At 41.3% G+C, this 21,263-nt stretch carries 16 protein-coding genes and 2 pseudogenes; 10 read left to right on the forward strand and 8 right to left on the reverse strand.

The genetic code is table 11. The features are described from left to right. Positions 1–94: 94 nt before the first annotated feature. Positions 95–2,422, reverse strand: a complete 2,328-nt coding sequence (locus tag MSVAZ_RS05560) for a CDC48 family AAA ATPase (protein ID WP_048119073.1) — start codon at positions 2,420–2,422, stop codon at positions 95–97. Further along, positions 2,397–2,639, reverse strand: a complete 243-nt coding sequence (locus tag MSVAZ_RS05565; protein ID WP_048119075.1) for a hypothetical protein — start codon at positions 2,637–2,639, stop codon at positions 2,397–2,399. Before MSVAZ_RS05565 ends, MSVAZ_RS05560 begins: the two co-directional genes overlap by 26 nt. A 505-nt stretch (positions 2,640–3,144) precedes the next feature. Here MSVAZ_RS05565 and MSVAZ_RS05570 point away from each other — a divergent pair. After that, positions 3,145–3,912 carry an NAD+ synthase gene (locus tag MSVAZ_RS05570; RefSeq protein ID WP_048123733.1) on the forward strand — a complete coding sequence of 256 codons (768 nt, stop codon included), beginning with the start codon at positions 3,145–3,147 and terminating at the stop codon, positions 3,910–3,912. Positions 3,913–4,130: 218 nt separating this feature from the next. Here the strand turns inward: MSVAZ_RS05570 and MSVAZ_RS05575 are convergent, their stop codons facing one another. After that, complete coding sequence (locus MSVAZ_RS05575) at positions 4,131–5,417, reverse strand: tRNA(Ile)(2)-agmatinylcytidine synthase (RefSeq protein ID WP_048119077.1); 1,287 nt, start codon at positions 5,415–5,417, stop codon at positions 4,131–4,133. Positions 5,418–5,567: 150 nt separating this feature from the next. Between MSVAZ_RS05575 and MSVAZ_RS05580 the strand changes: the two genes are divergently transcribed. From MSVAZ_RS05580 to MSVAZ_RS05610, 7 genes are all read left to right on the forward strand, one after another. Then, entirely contained in the window at positions 5,568–6,551 is a 984-nt protein-coding gene (locus tag MSVAZ_RS05580) for a transcriptional regulator (protein WP_048119079.1), read from the forward strand. 200 nt (positions 6,552–6,751) lie between these two features. Continuing rightward, entirely contained in the window at positions 6,752–7,360 is a 609-nt protein-coding gene (gene purN / locus MSVAZ_RS05585; RefSeq protein ID WP_048119081.1) for a phosphoribosylglycinamide formyltransferase, read from the forward strand. A 411-nt stretch (positions 7,361–7,771) separates the two neighbouring features. Then, positions 7,772–9,010 carry a bifunctional serine hydroxymethyltransferase/L-allo-threonine aldolase gene (glyA, locus tag MSVAZ_RS05590; protein ID WP_048119084.1) on the forward strand — a complete coding sequence of 413 codons (1,239 nt, stop codon included), beginning with the start codon at positions 7,772–7,774 and terminating at the stop codon, positions 9,008–9,010. Between the two features lie 24 nt (positions 9,011–9,034). Then, a complete protein-coding gene (locus MSVAZ_RS05595) occupies positions 9,035–9,898 on the forward strand; it encodes a bifunctional methylenetetrahydrofolate dehydrogenase/methenyltetrahydrofolate cyclohydrolase (RefSeq protein ID WP_048119085.1) in 864 nt (287 codons plus the stop codon). 427 nt (positions 9,899–10,325) lie between these two features. Further along, positions 10,326–10,964, forward strand: coding sequence for a MarC family protein (locus MSVAZ_RS05600; protein ID WP_048119088.1), 639 nt, complete (start codon positions 10,326–10,328; stop codon positions 10,962–10,964). 346 nt (positions 10,965–11,310) lie between these two features. Continuing rightward, complete coding sequence (locus MSVAZ_RS05605; RefSeq protein WP_048119090.1) at positions 11,311–14,067, forward strand: type II/IV secretion system ATPase subunit; 2,757 nt, start codon at positions 11,311–11,313, stop codon at positions 14,065–14,067. Between the two features lie 47 nt (positions 14,068–14,114). Then, positions 14,115–16,055 carry a hypothetical protein gene (locus tag MSVAZ_RS05610; RefSeq protein WP_048119093.1) on the forward strand — a complete coding sequence of 647 codons (1,941 nt, stop codon included), beginning with the start codon at positions 14,115–14,117 and terminating at the stop codon, positions 16,053–16,055. A 149-nt stretch (positions 16,056–16,204) separates the two neighbouring features. Here MSVAZ_RS05610 and MSVAZ_RS05615 read toward each other — a convergent pair whose 3' ends face one another. After that, a complete protein-coding gene (locus tag MSVAZ_RS05615) occupies positions 16,205–16,831 on the reverse strand; it encodes a cytidylate kinase-like family protein (RefSeq protein WP_048119095.1) in 627 nt (208 codons plus the stop codon). Positions 16,832–17,174: 343 nt separating this feature from the next. Here MSVAZ_RS05615 and MSVAZ_RS05620 point away from each other — a divergent pair, with 343 nt between their 5' ends. Continuing rightward, entirely contained in the window at positions 17,175–18,101 is a 927-nt protein-coding gene (locus tag MSVAZ_RS05620) for a DUF2971 domain-containing protein (RefSeq protein WP_048119097.1), read from the forward strand. A 511-nt stretch (positions 18,102–18,612) separates the two neighbouring features. Here MSVAZ_RS05620 and MSVAZ_RS05625 read toward each other — a convergent pair. The 4 genes and pseudogenes from MSVAZ_RS05625 to MSVAZ_RS21500 form a co-directional block, all read right to left on the reverse strand. Continuing rightward, a complete protein-coding gene (locus MSVAZ_RS05625; protein WP_048119099.1) occupies positions 18,613–19,269 on the reverse strand; it encodes a hypothetical protein in 657 nt (218 codons plus the stop codon). A 79-nt stretch (positions 19,270–19,348) separates the two neighbouring features. Next, positions 19,349–19,824 (reverse strand): annotated as a pseudogene (locus MSVAZ_RS21925) (IS701 family transposase); the annotation flags it as partial. A 112-nt stretch (positions 19,825–19,936) separates the two neighbouring features. Further along, a pseudogene (gene nadA, locus MSVAZ_RS19295) lies at positions 19,937–20,125 on the reverse strand (quinolinate synthase NadA); the annotation flags it as partial. A gap of 141 nt (positions 20,126–20,266) precedes the next feature. Next, on the reverse strand, positions 20,267–20,398 hold the full coding sequence (locus MSVAZ_RS21500; RefSeq protein WP_255351967.1) for a hypothetical protein: 132 nt from the start codon (positions 20,396–20,398) through the stop codon (positions 20,267–20,269). Positions 20,399–20,673: 275 nt separating this feature from the next. Here MSVAZ_RS21500 and MSVAZ_RS05630 point away from each other — a divergent pair, with 275 nt between their 5' ends. Beyond that, the gene (locus tag MSVAZ_RS05630; RefSeq protein WP_048119100.1) at positions 20,674–21,054 is read left to right on the forward strand and encodes a transcriptional regulator; all 381 of its coding nucleotides are present in this window, start codon (positions 20,674–20,676) and stop codon (positions 21,052–21,054) included. The last annotated feature ends 209 nt before the right edge of the window (positions 21,055–21,263 follow it).

Genomic DNA, 21,263 nt, shown 5'->3' on the forward strand with positions numbered 1-21,263 from the left:
AATCTTCTAAAGAGTTACTGGATTAAATTCTTACCTTTAATTCTTACTTTTAATTCTTACCAGTAACCCTTACATGAAATTCTAGTCTGTAACTTTACCTGTAACCGACATAGCCAGCTGTTTCTGTGAGTCTCTGGCCTCCCTTGAACTGCGCCTCGATCTTTTCGTAGAACTGAGCAATATTCTCCGTAATTGTGGGTTTTACCTTCTTCAGAGCTTCTTTGAAGTGTCTCATTTCTACATATTCTGCATCGAAGTTCTCTCTCAGGGCAATCATTACGGCTTCCCTGCTAACTGATTCAATATCGGCGCCTACGTAACCCTCAGTTTCATCGGCAAGGGCTTCAAGGTTCACATTTTCATAAAGGGGTGTACCCTTTGTATGGATTCTGAATATCTTGAGCCTGCCTTTCCGGTCAGGAGAACCGATGTAAACCAGCCTGTCAAAGCGTCCTGGACGCAGGATTGCAGGGTCCAGAAGGTTAGGGCGGTTGGTTGCGGCAATCACTACCACATCTCTAAGGGACTCAAGCCCGTCCATCTCGGTCAGGAGCTGGTTAAGCACCCTCTCTGAAGTGTGGCTGTCCGTGGATTCCATTCCTGGCATAGAAGCAATCGAATCGATTTCATCAAAGAAAATCACACAGGGAGCGACCTGCCGGGCTTTCCTGAAGGTCTCCCTTATAGCTTTTTCCGATTCTCCAAGCCACTTTGAGAAAATCTCAGGCCCTTTGACGCTTATGAAGTTCGCATTTGACTCTTTGGCAACAGCCTTTGCTATCAGGGTCTTTCCGGTTCCTGGCGGGCCGTAAAGCAGGATTCCTCTTGGAGCTTTTATGCCCATACGAGCGAACTTTTCCGGATTTTTGATGGGCCATTCCACAGCCTCAGTAATGGACTGCTTTGCTTCATCGAGCCCTCCAACATCATTCCAGCTAACGTTGGGCATTTCCACATAAATTTCTCTAAGAGCCGAGGGTTCGGCCTCCATCAGGGCATCTTCAAAATTTTTCTTGGTTACAACGATTTTTTCCAGTCTCTCAGGCGGAATTGCTTCCTTTTCAAGATCAAGGTCAGGCAGATTTTCCCTGAGGCACCGCATGGCAGCTTCCTGTACAAGAGCCAGCAGATCTGCGCCTACAAACCCCTGGGTTCTTTCAGCCAGAGACATCAGATATTTATCTGCCTTTTCTTTCCTTTCCCTCTCCAGGGCAGCCTCATCAGCTTCGGTTTCGACTTTTTCGAGCTCCTCTGGTTCCTCATCCCTTTCTATGGGCATACCCCTGGTATGGATTTGAAGGATTTCATACCTGTCTTTAGTATCAGGCACACCGATATGGATTTCTCTGTCAAAGCGGCCTGGCCTCCTAAGTGCCGGGTCAATCGCATCCACACGGTTTGTAGCTCCTATAACCACGACCTGACCTCTCTCTACCATCCCGTCAAGCAGAGTCAGGAGCTGGGCGACCACACGCCTTTCAACTTCCCCTGTTACATTCTCTCTTTTTGGTGCAATGGAGTCAATTTCGTCAATAAAAATGACTGATGGAGCATCCTGAGTTGCTTCCTCGAAGATCTTCCTTAGCCTTTCTTCACTTTCTCCATAGAATTTCCCTACAATTTCAGGGCCGGCAATATAATGGAAACTTGCTCCAGATTCATTGGCTACGGCTTTCGCAATCAGGGTTTTTCCGGTTCCGGGCGGACCATATAGAATGACTCCTTTCGGAGGCTCAATATTAAGGTGGGCGAAAAGTTCAGGATGCTTCATGGGCATCTCTATCATTTCCCGGACACGCATGATTTCAGCCCCTAGGCCTCCTATATCTTCATAAGTAGTCACGCCCCGGGTTGCTTTTTCGTACCCCTGTACCGGTTTTTTACGAAGTTCGATAAGTGTTTCTTCCGTAACAAGGACAATTGTGTTTGAAGGTTCAGTCTCAACAGCAACCAGAGGGATTACCTGGCTTGTAGTAAGGGATTCTGTCATTGGCTGAGACATCGAGTTTATTATAGGAATTATATCTCCCCTAAAAACCGGCCTTTTGAGGATATGCCGTTTTATGATTTCATTTGCATGTTCCCCGAACTGAAGTTCAGGTCCCCCCTGTGTCATGCTTTCCGGAAGTGCCAGAACAAGTTTTTTTGCTTCCGGGGCTTCAACCTTTTTGATAGTTACCTTCTCTCCTATGGAAACACCTGCATTTTGCCGGATGAAGTTATCAATTCTTACGAGTCCCTGGTCCCAGTCCTGCCTGTCAGCTCTCCATACCTTTGCCGTGGTCTTTTTCTTACCTCTTATTTCCACGATGTCGCCTGGCGAGAGCTGAAGCTTCAGCAAAGTTGTAGGGTCAAGTCGGATAATTCCTCTTCCAAGGTCGATAGGATATGCTTTTTCAACCTTCAACTGTATTTCTTCCATAGATCATCCCGAAAATAGTTGTCTTTTTGATTAGAACTTTTACTTTAATAATTGCATAAAATTGATGGACACCGGGTTTTTCCGATTTCTCCGGACTGCATATTATGGAGCTACCCGTTTTGTATATTAGATGTCTTTTTATTTCAATGCCTTTGGTCAGGTAGATTTTCACCCCGAAGGGTTTGTAATGGATTTTATACCTTGAATTTTCTGTCAAGTCTTCCTATCCAGAGAAACCCCCTTTATAGCCTGTAACCTATCCGAATAATAATTTGTCGGTTAGAGACATATTTGATAATCAGTTATTGGTTAAAAGTGCGTTTGATGACTAATTATTGTTAAAGGCATAATTATTGTTAGAGATACATTTGATAATCAGTTATTGGTTAGAAGTGCGTTTGATAACTAATTATTGTTAGAGACACATTTGATAATCAGTTATTTATATTATATTACCTGCATATATTATTCCCTATACCTTCCATTTATTAAATAAGTTTACCATAACTCTATTTTTTCCTCTGAGGTTTTATATATCTGGAACTTCTGTGTATAAAATTGTTTAATCCTCAAAATAGTCATTTAAATCTGAATAGTCATTTAAATCTGAATAGTGATTTAAATTTGATGTATTTCGAATCTCCGACCTCAGGATCTTGAATTCTTAGGATCTTAAGGTCATTTTGAATTATATGCCTGATGAGTACCAAGGAATTGACAGCATGAACCTTGAAATCGCGCAGAACAGAATTATTGATTTTATCCGGAATGAAACCCGTAAAGCAGGTGTAGACGGAGCTGTTGTAGGCATTAGTGGGGGAATAGACTCAGCCCTTGCCGCAACGCTTACCGTAAAAGCTCTGGGGAAAGATAAAGTGCTCGGAATCCATATGCCCGAATCCGGTCTTACCACTTCTGAAGACAGCAAAGACGCAAAAACTCTTGCAGACTGGCTGGGAATTGAGTTTCAGACTATTGGCATTTCAGGAATTATCTCAGCTTTCATGGCTGCAGTCCCTGAGAGTGAATCCGCAGACCGGCTCTCCAAGGGCAACCTGAAAGCAAGGATCAGGATGTCTCTTCTCTACTTCCACGCAAACCGTATGAACCGTATGGTTATAGGAACCGGCAATAAAACCGAGATCTTGCTCGGCTACTTCACGAAATACGGAGATGGAGGCGTTGATCTCGAACCCATTGGCGGACTTTACAAAACCGAGGTATGGGAGCTTTCTCGCAGGCTAGGGGTTCCCGACTCTCTTATCACCAAAAAACCCTCAGCAGGTCTCTGGGCAGGCCAGACAGATGAAGCCGAACTGGGAATCTCTTACTTAAAAGTAGATGAGGTACTCAAAAGGCTTGAGCAGAACGAAGACCCTGAGACTATTCTGAAGACTCCAGGGATTTCTGCAGAACAGCTGAATTCAGTCATGAACCGTATAGAGAGAAGTGAGCATAAAAGAAATGCTCCTCCGGTGCCACCCAACTAAGTTACTCCTAATCCCCATCTGGTTTCCATGACCTTTTAAAAACTGCTTTCGTGCAAGCCTTTTCAAAAAAGGCTTGAGCGAAAACCCTGAGCGACGGCGTGATCGAACGGTACGCGGGTGTGGTCAAGCGGATTGATTTATAAATTGGCAGCTTTTCTGTGGTTATAATTTGTTGAAAGGGCTTTTTTAGCTCTGGCTTTTTTAGCTCTATTTTTTTCTTAGCGGGCAGGGTGACTCTCGATATCAGATTTCTGCTCCCTTACCAGGGGTTTTGCAAGATGTCGGCGGGCGCAGGGCGGGACTTCATATAATCCTGCTGTAAGGTTTCTTTTTGTTTCACACAGGATTTTTGAGGTGGCTTGAGTTCCGCATTTTTTACAGCGGAAGCCCTGGTTTTGGCCTGATGATTTCATATGTTTTCCGCAGGTTGGACATACCGGGTTTTCTTCCCTGTAAAGGGGAGCAAGCTTTTTTATCTCTATTTTTTCGATGTTGAGAGTTCTGGAATTTACACTTCCAGATACTACAATTCTATCTCCAGGCCTGAGTTTCCTTATAAGCAGCCGGAAGTTCTTTGTGGGTTCGAAGGCTGCGCAGTCAATTTCGTTTTCTTCCTTGTCCTGGATGGGAAAAATAACGTGTCCTCCGTGAATAGTTTTTGGAGCTGTCGAGACTGTACCTTCGAGCGTGTAAGAGTGCATATCCCTTATTTCTGCAATGCTTTCTGCGGAAATCAGGTGCATATCAGTACCCTGATTTGTTCTGTATATGGCAAAACGTTCAACAGGCTCAGCCTTGATCAGGGATGCAGCTTTTGTAACTATGGTCGGATTTTTCCCTCTGATGCCGAAGAGTACGGGATCTGCCGAGTGAGGAACACAGACAACAAGTCTATTTTTAAGGTCTACAGTGTCCCAGGTATCAGGATAAGTCTTCCTGTCAGCCTCAAAGAAACTTCCCTTTTCGATCTCGCGTGGGGTTCCCCATTTTCCCTTTTGCCTGTATGCCAGGTACTCGAAAGTATGATCCCATTCTTCGAGGTTAAGCATAGCCCCGCATGCCGCAAGGGCTCCTATCAGTCCTCTTCCGTTTTTGAAGCCCTTTGAAGGAACTCCGGATTCCGAGATAAGGCTTTTTGCCTCTTCTATTTCAATCACGTCCTTTACGGCTTTCTCCAGAAAATTCCTGAGGACGGGCTTGAGCTTTCCGTAAGCTTTTTCCGGGATAAAAACCGCGCCGGGATTAGTTTTTTCGCATTCCATACGTGCAAATTCTTCTATTCTGGACACAACATGAGCAATTACTTTTTCAGGGCAGTCGGTCTTAAGTTTCAGCGCTACTGCAGCATTTCCTCTTGTTTTATAGGGAATAGTCGGATTCAGGCGTATAAGGAGTGGACGGGTCTCTACAGTTCCGTAGGCCTGAAGTTCTTCCAGCAGCAGAGCCCCAAGATACGTTGTGCACATTCCTTCGTTTGAGTCGGTATCATCAATTCCGATAATCATTTTTTCGGGTCCAGTTTTTGCCTTTTAATTTTCCAGATGCGCTTGGGACAATAACAGTTTTCGTTACTCTCCGACGTATTTTTGCACTGTGAGGATTGTCAAAAGTAAAGAAAAGTATATATAGATGTTCAAACAGAGATTGATACTGGAATGACAAAAGAGGTTCTCATACATCAAATTATCGATGTATTTTCACATGCAGGTTTTGCACTTTCCGATCGCTGCAATATTCGTCCGAGGAGCTTTGACGTTGCCGCACGGAAAGATGAAACACTATTACTTTGCAAGGTTTTATTTAACATTGACGGCCTGAATGAAGAAACTGCCAGGGAGATGAAGTACCTTGCCGAATACCTTGGAGGCTCTGCTATTGTCGTGGGCGCAAAGACCAGAGACCAGATGCTTGAAGATAGCGTTGTGTACATGCGTTATGATATTCTTGCCCTGAACGTACAGACTCTTTATGACTACTTTATTGAAAATGTTCCTCCTCTCGTTTCAGCAGCTCCGGGTGGGCTGTATGTCTCCATAGAAGGAGATATCCTAAAAAAAGCCAGGATGGGTCAGTCAATGTCTCTTGGGACACTTGCTTCCATGGTAGGGGTTTCGAGGAGAACTATCAGCAAATATGAAGAAGAAGGCATGGATGCGTCAATAGATGTCGTACTCCAGCTAGAGGATATCTTTGGGGTTGAGCTTGCAAGGCCCATAAATATTCTGAAATCCTGCGGGAGCAGGAAGCCCCGGAAGAAAGCAGAATCCAGGACCGAAACCCAGGAAAAACCCTATACGCTTTTACCGGAAGATTTGATCCTTAACACAATTTCCATGCTTGGCTATGACGTCCTTCATACTGCCCAGGCTCCTTTCAAGGCCATTTCACGGGACGAATCCTCAGTTATCCTTACAGGAGTCAGTGAATTCAATACGACCGTGGTCAAAAGGGCTCATTTAATGAGCAGTATTTCCTGCGTCACTGAGACCCAATCCGTATTCATCATCAACGGGCACTCAAAAATAAAATCCGTAGAAAACACGGTTATGATCGAGAAAAAAGAACTTGACAAAATAAGCGATTCTCAGGAACTCCTTACCTTTATAGAGGAACGTAGAGAAACTCACGAAGAAAAGTAAAAGCCAAATTCTCGCCGCCCGCGTCCCATACTTTTTCAAAAAACTGTTTGCCCGCAACCCTTTTCAAAAAAGGCTTGACCGAAAACCCCGAACAACTTTTGAATTTGAGCACCTTATCCCCGAACCCTATCGGCGTGATCAACCGGCGCAACGGTTGTTCCAAAACCCTAATATAGCACTGTTTCAATCTAAAAGCTTCGATGACTGTAAAAATTGCAGTGCTGGTTTCTGGAAGGGGTTCGAATCTCCAGGCGGTTATGGACAGCATTGATAAGGGTTACATAAAGAATGCTACTATTAATGTGGTTATTTCCAATAAGGCAAATGCTTACGCGCTCGAACGTGCAAGAAATCACGGAATAAACGCAGTTTTCCTTGATCCGGGCGAGTATGGCCGGGATGAATATGATAAGGCTATCCTGAATGTCTTAAGCCAGTATGATACGGATCTTCTTTTGCTTGCAGGCTACTTCCGGATTTTAGGAAATGAGATAATTAAGGCCTACAGGAACAGGATTATGAACATCCATCCTTCTCTTCTTCCAGCCTTCAAAGGGCTTCACGCCCAGAAGCAGGCTTTCGAATACGGGGTAAAAGTTGCAGGTTGTACAGTGCATTTTGTTGACGAAGGGCTTGACTCAGGGCCAATAATCCTCCAGAAGTGCGTGCCTGTGCTTACCGGGGATACAGAAGAAACCCTTACTGCCAGAATTCTGGAGCAGGAACATGTTATTTACCCTGAAGCAATCAGGCTTTTTACCGAGGGTAAACTTAAAATTGAGGGTAGAAACGTAGTAACCGGTACTTGAGCAAATGCTTAAGATCATATAAAACCGGAACAGATTTTACCGATTAATAACTTCTTTAATCCCTGATAGTTATAAATATTCCAACCTTATAGGTATTCCACGAAACCATATAGACCATAAGGGCTTTTCAGGTTTCGAAATCTCCTATCTTCAAGATATTCAGGAGCTTTTTGCCGAAAGTTTTGAAACTTCAGAACGAAAAACCCATCAGGAAGGTTATAGAGTCTGTTTAATTACACTCCCAATTATTCGGCGGTTTTATCGCTGAACGCCGGCCTCTTGAGTAAGTATCCAATCTGGAAGGTAGCTCCTGTATACACGCACATGTTAGCATTAATCAACCCATCAATCCAAGCCACAAAAACTCTTGATTTTGAAAGATTTTAAAGGAATAGGTTACAGGTGACAGTAATGTCTTATATTGAAAAAATTGATCCAGAATTGTTCGAGGCTATAAAGAAAGAAGCTGAGCGCCAGGAATATAAACTGAACCTTATCGCATCTGAAAATTATGCGAGTAAAGCCGTTATGGAAGCTCAGGGATCTATTCTGACCAATAAATATGCCGAAGGATATTCCGGCAAACGGTACTATGGCGGCTGCGATTTCGTGGACATTGCCGAGGACCTCGCAATTGCCAGGGCAAAGAAAATCTTTAATGCAAATTACGTAAACGTCCAGCCTCACTCAGGTTCTGGAGCTAATATGGCTGTCTATTTCTCGGTTTTGCATCCCGGAGACACCATCATGTCCATGGATCTCTCTCACGGCGGACATCTTTCTCACGGCAGTCCTGTGAGTTTTTCCGGAAAGCTCTTTAATATTGTGCCTTACGGAGTCAGTAAAAAGACTGAGATGCTGGACTATTCCGAACTTCTGAAAAAAGCAAAGGAAAACAAACCGCAAATGATTGTTTGCGGGGCTTCAGCCTATCCTCGTGAAATCGATTTCAAGCAATTCCGCGAAATTGCTGACGAGGTCGGAGCCTATCTGCTTGCAGATATCGCTCACATTGCAGGGCTTGTAGTTGCAGGTGTGCACCAGAGTCCTGTACCTTATGCGGACTTCGTTACCAGCACAACTCACAAAACCCTCCGGGGTCCAAGAGGCGGAATTATTATTTCCAGGACAGAAGAACTTTCGACCGGAATTAACAAAGCGGTTTTCCCCGGCCTTCAGGGTGGACCTCTCATGCACATTATAGCTGGAAAAGCAGTAGCATTTAAAGAGGCAATGAGTGAGAAGTTCAAACAGGATCAGATTCAGACCGTAAAGAACGCAAAAACCCTCTGTAAATGCCTGAAAGAGAAGGGTTTTGATATGGTCTCTGGCGACACGGATAATCATCTTATGCTTGTCAATCTCAATAATATGAATATAACAGGTAAGGATGCAGAAGCCGCCCTGAGCAAATCCGGGATTATTGCAAACAAAAACACGGTGCCCTTTGAGACCCGCAGTCCCTTTATCACAAGCGGTGTAAGGCTTGGAACCCCTGCCTGTACCACAAGGGGTATGAAGGAAACGGAAATGGAATTAATTGCCGATTATATTGAGACCGCAATCACAAACTCAGAAAACGAGAAGATCCTGTCGGAAACAAGTGATAAGGTCAGAGAACTCTGTTCAAGGTTCCCGGTTTATTGTTAATCGAAGAAGTGGGATGTTTTACCAATGTTAGATGAAGGGTATGAATCACGAATCATAGATGGGAAAGTTCTTGCAAAGCAAATTGAAGCTGAAGTGGCATCTGGAGTTGAAGCTCTTGTAAGTGGCCGGGGAGTTACGCCTGGACTTGCTACCGTCCTTGTTGGCGACGACCCTGCTTCCAAAATGTATGTCCGCCTGAAGCACAGAGCCTGTGAACGTGTGGGCATTCGAGCAGAAGACCACTTTCTTCCGGCAGAAACCAGTCAGGAGGAACTTATCTCCTTGATCAATACCCTTAACAAAGATAAGAATGTTCACGGAATTCTGCTTCAACTTCCACTTCCGAGACACCTCTTCCCTCAGGAAGCAATGGAAGCCATAGCCCCTGAGAAAGATGCTGATGGCTTTCATCCCTACAACATGGGAAAGCTAATGATCGGTGATGAAGGGCTTGTTCCCTGTACTCCGCATGGAGTTATCCGGGCGCTTGAAGAGTATAATGTGCCTATCAAGGGTAAAAACGTGGTTATTGTCGGGCACAGCAATGTTGTCGGAAAACCATTGGCAGCAATGTTTCTTAACCGGAATGCAACAGTTTCGGTTTGCCATGTATTTACAGATGACCTTAACAAATACACTCTTGATGCAGATATTCTGGTGGTTGCGACTGGAGTCAAACACCTTATTAAAGCCGACATGGTAAAGGAAGGAGTAGTAATCTTTGACGTGGGTATTACCAAGGAAAAAGATGGCGTATATGGAGATGTAGACTTCGAAAATGTGGTCAAGAAGGCATCCCTCATTACTCCTGTCCCTGGAGGCGTAGGACCTCTTACAATTGCCATGCTTATGAAGCACGTACTTAGATGTGCAGAAACAAATTTTTGAAATTTCTTTAGTAAGGCCTTTTTATCGGGCCTTTTAATCTTTTATGAAATTTTTGTTTTTGTGAAATTTTTGTTTTCTGGTACGGTTTCTAGTGATATTTTTGTATTATTTTTGTATCCTTGTTCATGCGTTTTCGGTTAAGTGAAAAATCATGATAATTGTTTCAATTGAGTCAATTTCTATAGCACTTATTAAATATATTAACAGACTGTGCGCTGGGACAAGGTATCGATTTCATGTAAACAGGCCAAAATTTAAGGCCGGTTTCTAATGTAAAATCGATAGTTTTCAGGCAAGAAAATTCCTTAACCGATGACAAATGAATAACTTTTAGAGTTCCTGCTCAATAACCTGGAGATACAACCGGAAATAGTATAAAAGAAAAAATTATATAAACAAATTACATGAAAACGCGCAGGGGAAATAAGTGATAACCGAAAACTTCGGGTTTTTAATTCACGTTTTCACAATTATCTTCGTTGTTGTCAATCCTATAAGCGGAGTGGTAACTTTCATCTCTTTGACCAGTAAGGTGATGGATGAGGAAAAAAACGAAATCGCAAAAAAGTCAGTCATACTTGCGTGCGTAATTGCCCTCTTTTTTGCAATTGCAGGAAATATCATACTTAACCTGTTCAGCATTAGCGTGGATTCGCTGCGGGTTGCAGGAGGAATCCTGCTTTTCAGCATTGCTTTTGATATGATGCATGCTAAAATCTCAAAGGGGAGGATTACTGAAGAAGAGATTTCTCGCTCTCAGGAAAGAGAAGATATCTGGATATTCCCGATAAGCCTTCCACTCCTGACAGGACCCGGTACGATCAGTACAGTGATTGTCCTGATGGGAGGAACAGAAGCAATTGTGCAAAAAGTAATAATTCTTGTATCAATCATACTGACGTTCATTATCTGCTATTACATCTTCCATTTCTCAAGGGGTATTCACAAGCTTATAGGATATAATGGGATGCTGGTCTTTACAAGGCTGATGGGACTTTTGCTTGCTGCTCTTGCAGTGGATTTAACTGTTAAAGGTATAATAAATATATACCAGTTAACAACTTGAGACAGTCGGTTTTTCGGACTGTCTTAATACTCAATCTATTTTCTAAACCTTTAATCTCTCATAATTGTCCGGTTTCCTAACTTTTACAATATTATTAAAACACAGATCTCCGGGTAAGGTATTTATTGTGAATGAAAATCCAAATCATAGTTTTCCCAAATCATATTCTTCCCAAATCATAGTTTCTCCAAATCATATTCTCCCCAAATCATATTCTCCCCAAATCATAATCTCTGCTCGAGTACAACTTCGCCAATAAATTAATAGCCCTATTTTCCGATCTGTCGAAAAAACTTAATACACTTAAAGATAAATTAAGAAGTTGATAGGGAAACGGGGGTTTGATTTGAATATAAAGGCAAAACTTCAGGATGCTGTCAATGCCCTTAATTATGGCAGTCTTTCTGTACCGGATAAAAAAGACGAAGAAACCTGCTCTTACCGGATAAAGCAGACTAAAAACCGGAAAACCATCATTATCAATTGCAGGGAATGTGATTCGGGGTCTTCCCTTAACGATATACACTGCAGAAAAAATATTCTCAGCATCCTGCAAAAAGAGGTTAAAGCTGACTGTCTGGTACTCTCAAGGCTATATGAGCGAGACTACGAAGGAGAAGCCCTGTTTTTACTTTATACTCTTGCAGGTTTTGAGGAGATCGTAACAGCGTATGAAAGCGCGGAAAAAGTACCTGGAGACTGTACTTTGTCCGAAAAGAAAGCCTGCGAGCTGGAAAGAAAAGAGATAATTGCTTCTTTTGCTAAAACCGTAGAAAACGATCCCTTAAAAGCCAGGCTGGAAATGAAGCGATTTATTCAGGGAAAAATGCTGAATAAAACTTCAAACAGGGATACAAGGAAAGTTACAGGAAAAGTTACAGGAAAAGTTACAGGAAAAACCCTTAATAAAATTTCAGAAAAAATTCCAGTAAAGGGTTCGGAAACCCTTCCAATTTGCAAAGCTTGCTCCGAGCGTTTTTATCATATGCTTTATGAAATTGAAGAAAAACTATCCGGCTTTCCTGAAGTTCCTGTTATTAAAAAATCCGAAATTAGAGGGACGGTAGAAAATTCCGAAAAAGGAATTGGGAAGACGATTGAAAATACACTCGAAAAAATGGAAGGGAACCTTATAAAGGACACGTCGGGAGAAGTAACCCTGGCAGAAATCTCCAGACATTTTCCGTTTCTGGCAAGGGCAATCTGGAAGGAAAAAATGGAGAAAAGTGAATGCGCTGTAGGTGAACTTTTCGACTACGAAAGCAGCATTAAGCCCCATGTTCGACCCCCTTTTTCCAGCTCAAGAGTCTATGCAGACGCGCCTGAAAATACTGAATTCCTTGAGTGCTACGATATAGACGGCAGGGAAGGCAGGAGGCTTGAAGTTTCGATTTATCGTTACATTGACAGGCCGGAAAAACTTTACATGATCAGGCCTCCAGAGTATAATCTCAGGGAGGAAGACCTCAGGCTACTTGAAAAAGTCCGAATGCGAATGATCCGGCACAGGCCAAAAGACCTTGCCTTTACAGATCCGGTCGTAGCAAGGGAATATTTCCGGCGCATGGCAAAAAAGCTTCTGGAAGAAGAACTGCTAGCAAGCGGGAAAGTCTGCAGTCCTGACGAACTGGAAAGCTATGCCGACCTGCTTGCAAGGTATACGAACGGGCTAGGGATAGTTGAAGACCTTCTTTCTGATGCCAGGATTACAGACGTGTATATCAATGCCCCTGCCGACAAAAATCCTGTCCACGTTGTGCTGGAGGGAGAGGAGTGTGTAAGTAATGTTTTTCTTTCGCAAGACGACCTCGATTCCCTGGTCTCCAGGTTCAGGATCATCAGTGGCAGGCCATTTGGAGAAGCTATTCCTGTGCTGGAGCTTAACCTTGAGGATTTTGGGGTAAGAGTTTCGGTAATCGGAGATCCACTCAGTGCAAGCGGGCTTGCCTACGCCTTCCGAAAACATTCCCTTTCACCCTGGACCCTGCCTAAACTGATCAATACAGGTTCGGTTTCTCCATATGCAGCCGGGCTTTTAAGTTTCCTTATGGACGGGCAGGCTTCAGTCCTGGTCGCAGGAGAAGTCGGAGCCGGAAAAACCTCCCTGCTGTCTGCCATGCTGCTTGAGATTCCGCAGAAGTACAGGATTCTTACAATCGAAGATACCCATGAGCTCCCTATCGAGAAGCTTCAGGTCCTGGGCTGGAAGGTTCAGGGAATGAGTTCGCAGTCCTCGGTTTTGAAATCAGGTGCCGAGATGAGCCCTGAAACAGCACTTCGAGCAGCTCTGCGCCTTGGAAATTCCGCCCTGGTGCTTGGAGAAGTCCGAGGGGAGGAAGTAAAAGTGCTCTACGAAGCCATGCAGGTTGGAAAGGCAGGAAACTCGGTTATTGGAACCATTCACGGCTCGTCCACGGAAAACGTATACGAGAGAATCGTGCATACACTTGGGGTTCCTCCGTCCTCTTTTAAAGCAACGGATGCCGTAATTATCTGCTCAGGCATAAGGCTTGAGGGCAGCATGAAAAAGCTAAAGCGAGTGAGCCGTATTGCAGAAACCACCAGTGCAGTAATCGAAAATCCCCAGCCCTCGGATATCTTTACGGATATAATGAAGTATGATGCATCTCAGGACTGCTTGCTCGCAGGAAAAGCTCTGGAGCAGGGACAGTCCGAACTTATAGAAAAGATTGCCAGGAAATGGGGGATTTCCATAGACAGGGCCTTAAAAAGTATCGAGCTTCGGGCGAGGATAAAAGAAAAAATCGCAGTTGAAGGACTGAAGAAACCTTTCCTGCTGGAAGCCGAAGCCGTTAGCCAGGCAAACAACATGTTCTGGCTGCTTTCAAACTGTATGACGAAAAGTAGGTCGTTCGGGGATGAATACGCAAGTAATCCTGTAAATAATCCCGTGGGAAATTTTGCAAATAATTCTGCAGATAACCTTGTGAATAATTCTGTAAATAACTCTCTAAATAACAATACAAACAATCTTGCAGATAATCTGGAGTCCGACTGCAGGGATGATCTGGATATGCTTTACAGGCAGTGGGAGATCTGGTTTGAGAATTTTGCCAGAAAAGGTCAGGGTATAGGAAAATAATTGTCAGAGAGAAGTTGTTAGAGAGAAAAGTTGTCAGAGGGAGAAATATGGAAGAGGAGAGCAACTGGTATGTGCAAGCCTGTAAAATCACAGCAAGGCAATGGATATGGGTTGTCCCTGACCCTTCAGCCTTCCGAAGGCGCTGTGAAAAGAGTGTAAGCCGGGAGTACAGGGATGCCCTCAGGTTTACTGGTTATGACCTTGAAGCCTTTGAAACTGTGCTCTTTTCTTATGTGGGAACCTTTGCAACTTTAATCCTGCTGGCAATGGTAGACCTTTTCTTGATTATGTCAAGAAGTTTTGATGTCAGAGTGCTTACTATAATGGGAATTCTTACTTTTATCATTCCCCTGCTTGCACTCTTTTACCTTAGCGAGTATGTGAAGCTCAGGGCAGGGTTTATGAAAATCTCGTCTCTTGGAGACATTCCTGAGATCCTGAGTTATATAGTCATGTCTATGAAACTTGTTCCTAACCTGGAACACGCCGTGCTTTTTGCAGCCAGGAATTCCGAGAGGCCGCTTGCAAAGGACCTTAGAAAATTGGCCTGGGACCTGAACCTCAGGATTTACAGCAGCATGGATGACGCTCTTCTTTCTTTTGCCGACCTGTGGGGAAGGAATAGTGAATACTTCAAGCGTTCCCTTCACCTTATAAAGAGTTCAACTGCCGAACCTGACGAAGCTCAGAGGGTTATAACCCTGAACCGTTCCCTGGACATAAGTCTCGAAGGCACGGAAAGCCTTATGGACGCCTTTGCAGCAAAGCTGAAGACACCAAGTTATATTCTCTACTCGATTTTCATCCTGATCCCGCTTGCCCTTGTAGCTCTCCTGCCTGCGGTTACAGTTGTAGGGATGAAACCTGAAATAATGGACCTAATCTTTCTCTACGACCTGATTTTTCCGGCTCTTGCTGCCCTATACTCCGAGTATATTCTTATGCAGAGGCCGGTTGCTTTTACTCTCAGGCAAATTCCGGATTCCCACCCTGACCTTGTAGATATCAAGCAAAAGAAACGCTTTGCTTTTACGCTCTCAGTCCTGGTATTCTGCCTTATAGCGCCTTTAGGATATCTCCTGCTGAGGTTAGGAAACCCGGGAGGAATAGTAGCAACCGCGCCCCTTGAAGGATATTTTTCACCTACACTCCCGTTAATTCTGGGCGGAACAGTCGGGATTTCTGTTTACCTTTATTTCTCGGCTGTTCCTTATAAGAAAATAAGAGATCGGATAAAAAAGATGGAACAAGAATTTTCAGATTCCCTTTTTGTGCTCGGGAGGAGAATCTCGGAAGGAAAGGCCCCGGAAGAAGCTTTTGCTCACACTGCCAGGACTATGGAAGGCTCAAAAATCGGGGAAGCTTTTCAGGAAATTTCAATGAACCTGCTCAGTATGCGGACAAATCTCAAAGCCGCAATTTTTGATGAAGATTTCGGAGCCTTCAGGCACGTATATTCAGAAAGAATCCGGAACACAATGCTCCTTTTTACGGAAAGTGTCCACAAAAACCATGAAGCTGCAGGCGCCTCGATTATAAAGCTTGCAGACCATCTCAAAGAGCTCGGGACAGTCGAAGAACGAATCCGGCGCTCCCTTTACGACGTCACTTCAACCATGCGCTCTACAGCTGTGATTTTTGCTCCACTTATTGCAGGAATTACCCTTGCCCTGTCTGAGGTTATTACGAAAATCCTTAGCCAGGTAGCCGAAAGAGTAAACCGAATTCCTGCCGATATGTCAGGAATGCCAGTAGAAATCGGGCAGGCTGCTTTTTCCCAGTCAATTCCTCCTGACCATTTCCTGCTTGCAATAGGGGTTTACATTGTCCTGATCAGCTCTATCCTTACTCATTTTGCAGGTTCGGTGGAATATGGAGGAGACAGGACGCAGTTGAAATACGACCTGGCCTGTATGCTCCCAATTTCAATTGCAATATTTGCGGTGTCTACCGCGACCTCAAGGATTATCTTCCGTGGGTTGGTGTGAGTAAAGGAAAAGCCAGAAAATAATAAAAAGTCTCTTTTTTGAGACACAAAAAACAGGATTTGTATCGTCCAGGATTTGTATCGTCCAGGATTTGTATCGTCTAAGACTGGTATAATTAGGACTGGTATAATTAGGACTGGTATAGTCTATTACACTAATTCAAGGTATTGCAAAATAAACTGCACGCAATTATCTACTCCTATTTTACTTGTATCTATTGAAAGATTATACTGCCTTGCATCAGTCCATTCCTTTCCTGTAAGCATATGGTGATAACGAGCCCTTTCGCTATCGCTTTTAGTAATCATTTTACTGGCCTCTTCTTGCGAGACATTGTATAACTTTTCAATACGCTTTTTACGGAAATCAATGTCCGCATGTAAAAATATGCTGGTATGATTAGGGTAGGCATGTAAGATATGAGAGCCACATCTTCCTATAATTACCGCTGAACGTTCATTAACGACGTTTTTCATGATTTCTGCTTCAGTTTTAAAAAGCTCTCGATCTGTTGGAGTAAAAATAGGCGGTGGTATATACACAGAAGAGCTAATATATCCGCCTGATTGTAAAAACGATTCCCAAAAAGACAGTTTTCTTTCATCAAGGGATTCCAATTCATCTTCTAATACTGAAAGTTTTTTAGCAGCCAGTCTAATGATTTCGCGATCCAAATAATAAATATCCAATTTTTTAGCGAGTTCCTGCCCGATGTACGCTCCCCCACTCCCTAGCTGGCGGCTAATTGTAATTACAATTTGTGAATTCTTTTTAATTTTTTATACCTCCTTGATGACTCAGTTCCAAAACTTTCTTTTGATGAAAATTGGTACTTCCATATTAATTAGTTGATATTTTAAAGGACCTATAATTTAACAATTCTGTTTATGTCCATTTACCCTTAGAGCCTGTCTTAAAATTCAAATCAATTATACAATTGGATTATAGATGGTTCTAATATCAGAATCCTACACCGTTAATTGTCTGAAAATATAGTATAGATTGACCTTCTGGTATGTATATGAAATAATACATACCAGAATTAGGAATACAACAGAATAACAGACAATTCTATTGATAAACCTTAAGTAATTAATTTTCAATATTTTTACGATTAAAATGGTTTACAACAAATTATTCTATAAGTATAGAAGTCTTAAAGAAGGGAATAATAGTTCCACAATTATCAATCTAGCCAATAACCAATTATATTTTGATTATCCAAGTAATTTTAATGATCCGTTCGATTCTAGGATTTACTGCTTTTATGAAGGAACAAAGGAAGAGATCTACGAAAAAACTGGGATTAATATTGATGAGATTAATAAAGAAATGTATGAAGAACATAATGGGATAATTAAAATCGATTATAGGAAATTATTTATTGAAGATGGGAAAAAAAATCTTCATGGCGATGTACTTTATGTACTTTACCCAAAGATTTGTTGTTTTAGTGAAGTATGTGATGATATCCTGATGTGGAGTCATTATGCAGATTACCATAAAGGTATTTGCCTATGTTTCAAGTCTGTAAAGGTGAATAATGAATATTGTTTACCAATTGGTACTCCAAATAGTCAGTTTGCCAACATTTATTTTCAAAGAGTAGGTTACCATAAAAATGTACCAGAGCCAATAAATTTGTTTGATGAAGATATGAAAATTAAAATGCATGAAGTTTTATTAGACAAACTATTATTTTGGAATTATGAACAAGAGTTCAGAATTATCTTAGATCCAGACTCTGATAAAAGACTACTTTCTGAAGAGATGTTTGAAAAGGGAATTATAAAATATCAAAAAGAGAGCTTACAAGGGATTATTTTTGGCATGAAAATAAAATATGAAAATGCAGAACTTGTTTATAATACAGTTAAAGAGAATTATCTAGATAAAGGATATGTGGTAAAATTCTATGAAGCAAAAGAAGTTCGTTATAAATACGAAGTAAAAGTTGACGAAATAAAGAATATTAATACATATCTTCTTGAACTTAAACATTCTGATGAATTACATTCGCTTACATTGCGTGATTATATCTATTAATGTGGCCTTATTTTCTGAAAATTTATGACCTTATTCTAAGTTGAGGTTTCAATTGCCTACTTGTAGAATCAAATTGAATTTTAAGACATGCTCTTAGTAATTAATGAATTCACTTTTACAAAAATTATCAAATAAAGTACCTGTTCGATCATTGAACACTCTACCACATTCAAGGCAGATATATTTGCCAACTCTCTTGTTCTTGATTTGATACGTATCGCTGCCAATGATGTCTCCTTTTCCAGTGATATAATAAAATTTACAATTTTGATCAGGACAAGACACATCGTTGAGTTTTTTAGTCCTTGTTTTCCCATTGAATAATTATAGTAATTTCAATAGACAATACAAACTAAATAAAATTGCAGCAGCTATTTTTTACAAAGCCAGAAACTCAATATCAAGCCAATTTCAAAATATTTTCATCAAAACACACATGAAATTCTTAGGATAACAGGCACAAAGAAATGAAAGTACTTGAAAGAATTTTCACCAAAAAAGGAAAGGGGCTTTAATTACCCCCAAAAAAATTAAAAGTTATATTCGACAAATTTGCATTCTTAAAATCAAACCAGTACTGTTCTATAGTGCCGATAATACCTTGATTATTCACAGTATTGGTAGATCCATTTACAATGTTTTGTGCTCCTGAGTCATTCTTCTCGACAGGCTGCGTACTTTCCGAATCTGGCGGTACAGGGTCGGTTGTCTGTTCAGATGTGTTCCCAAAGTAACTTTTCACAATGTTATAACTGGTAACCCCTGTAATTCCACAGTCAAACTTCCTGGTAGATCCCCAGTCTCTATACGACATGGTTTTATTCTTGTTATTAAAGGCTATTACTTCCTTCCTTTGGGGTCCGAACCAGCCATAATATGCCTCATATCCTTTTTTATTATTGGCTGCTGGATAGAAGACATTGATATAAATAGGAGCATGTTTTGTGAAATTAAGTTCTCTGATATCACAGTTCCAACTATATTCTTCTGAAACATATTGACCGATTTCGCAGGCTAGTTGGTAGGAATTATTTTGGTTGCTGAGGTTGTAATCGAACATTGTCTGGGTGACTTGCTCTTTTGTGGGAGTTACATAATTTCCCGTAGCCGAAGCCAATGGAATTGTGAGCATAGCAACAAAAAGAATACTTAGCAGTTTCAGTTTCATAATCAGTTCTCCCTAATTTCATAAAAGTTATGCAGTTGGCTCCTAGCATATCATTTTTCTCAATTTTTAACTATATTTTTTAATTTGCAATGTTTATAAGATTCTTTAAATATGCTGTCACTGCCACTCTTCTAATTTTCATATTATTTTCAAACCAGAATATTCCACTTTTGATTCTTTGTAATTCTATTATGAGGAAAGCTCTTAATGAGAACATTATATGTGCTCTTTGTAACTCTTCCTTTCATGCCTGGCATTTTTCCACACCACAAAACTGCTTTATCCCCCTATGATATTCCTAAATTTTCCATGACTTTTTTTGCCAGGTTTTCACGTTTTGATTCATCCATCTCCTGTACATCTGTAACCCAGTGTTTCTTGTCTCCGCTTTTGGAACCATCCGAAACACTTTTACGAATCCATATGCTTTGAGGTGAACCACACGTCCTTTTGGTGGAATATCTACTGTTTCAAGTGGTACATTTCCTTCGTTTTCAGGGCTCTTATCAAAGGGTTACTTTTTAACCTTGCAAGGAAATGCCATTTTTCTTCTTTATATATTCAGTGCAGCTAAAAACGTTAGAAGCCGCAATGAAAATATTAATGTAGTCAATGCCATTAACATTTAGGTGGGTTTATGTCCATAACTCCGTACGTTTTTAGAGAATCACAAAAATAGAATAAGATTTTTAATAATATGAGGCTTTCGGTATTTCAACGGCATGAGCCCTATAAAGGATACAAAGGTTTCCAGATTTTTGTCCGGAATAAATATCATCTCTCGGTTTCCAATTGAATTTGCCACAGTTGTCGAGTTTGCCGATGTGCAGCAGATACCTGTCTCGTCTTTTACGGCCGCCGAACTGTTTTCCTTTTGGCTTTAAGCTTTTTTATTTCTTCAATGATTAACTGATTTTCCAATCTCGTTTTGACAGATAGTCTCACTTTGATCTTATTTTGCTCAATCTCATTTTGCTCAAACTTATTTTGCTCAATCTCATTTTAACCAGATAGAATAAGGGTTTCCTAAATTCTCGGTCAGGTAGTGAAGCATCTCTTCGACAACTTCTCTTCTTACAGGTGTTGTAGCAGAGTTGTCCATGTAAATGGTCTTGTTTTCAATGGTCACACCCGCACCTTCTCAACTGTGAATATTTATAACAAGTGTGACGGTCTAAGTTTTATTGTAAAATCTTGCAGAAAAACTTAGAGATACATGCAGGAGAAATCTCAGAACTTTTGGAAATTTTACAAATTGTTATAAGTCAAGCCATTTTTTTGTAAGTTTTACTTCTTCAAGGACAGGCAGAGGATCTTATTATTATTTTTGTTACTGAAAATAATATATATGTACATAAAATATATTCTCTTTTAAGTGTAAAATCTCAAAAAGTGATGGTAATTATGGAAACTCCGTGTCAGAAGATTGTGTGGGATCTGGTCCCTGCAATAAGGGCCAGTCTCGCAATCGAACTTGTAAAAAAAGGACAGTCACAGGCAGCGTCTGCAAAGTTGCTGGGGATTGCCCCGTCGGCAGTTTCCCAGTACATTTCGGGAAAAAGAGGCTACAGGATTGAGTTTCAGGGCGAGACGAAAGAATTGATCGAAAAGCTTGCTCAGGACCTTATCGATAACAAAGTCAGCGATTTTGTAGCAAGAATCTGTGAGATCTGTGTAAGTGCCAGAGAAATTGAAAATAAGTGTAATAGTGGATGTGTCAAGGAAGAGCAAGCCATTTATATAACAGAAGACAAAGCGGGCGATAATGAAAAATCTGAAGCATAAAGCAGGATTTTATCAATATATCTACTGCTTTCAGAGCTCTATTATTGTTTTTAGTCCTTCTACTGTTTTTTCAGTTTCTTAATTTTTTCAGTTTCTTAATTTTTTCAGTTTTTTCATTTCTTTCCAGTTTTTGAGTATTTTTTATATTCGGCTGCCGGATTCTTTTTTGTTCTTAAATACGGTTTTTCAGTATGGGAACTTCTCGATAA

Origin of the sequence: Methanosarcina vacuolata Z-761 (genome assembly GCF_000969905.1) — an archaeon.
GTDB lineage: Archaea > Halobacteriota > Methanosarcinia > Methanosarcinales > Methanosarcinaceae > Methanosarcina > Methanosarcina vacuolata.